Annotated in this window: 1 pseudogene; it reads right to left on the reverse strand. The window is 64.2% G+C overall.

The features are described from left to right. Nucleotides 1–581: pseudogene (locus K0778_RS27140) on the reverse strand (RHS repeat protein); the annotation flags it as partial.

Genomic DNA, 581 nt, shown 5'->3' on the forward strand with positions numbered 1-581 from the left:
AGCCTGCCCGTGGCGCTGTAGCCGTATTCCCGCGTCTGTCGCGGGCCGCTGATGCGCACCAGGTCGCCGTTGTCACTCCACCCGTAGTCACGGTCATATACCAGGCTGTTCAGGTGCTGGCTCTGTAACTGGCCTGCGGGGGTGTATGTGCTGGTCAGTTTATATGCGGCATTACTGCCTGCCATGCTGCCGAAGCTGCGCACCGTCTCACGGTGCAGGCGGTCGCGCGTGAACTCCAGCAGCGGCGTCCCGCCCAGCTTCATGCCCGCCAGGTAACCGCTGCCGTAGGTCAGCCACTCCACCGGCGGCAGGCTGTCCGGCGTGACGCGGTTTGCCAGCCCCTGTTCGTTGTAGGCGTGTTTCGTCTCATGCTGCCACAGCAGTTCCCCCGTCTCCGGGTTCTCCACCGTCTGCCGTTCGCCCGTCAGGCGGCCCTTATCGTCGTAGCCGTAGTGGACAGCGACACGGTGGCCTTCGCTCAGGTGGCTGATGTCTGTCAGCCAGCCGTGGCCATCATACTGCCACTGCTCTGCCGGTTCGCCGTTCACCGTGCGGTGAGTGATACGGTCCGATTCATCGTA

The sequence above is a fragment of the Escherichia sp. XD33 genome, from assembly GCF_019375075.1.
GTDB lineage: Bacteria > Pseudomonadota > Gammaproteobacteria > Enterobacterales > Enterobacteriaceae > Enterobacter > Enterobacter flexneri_A.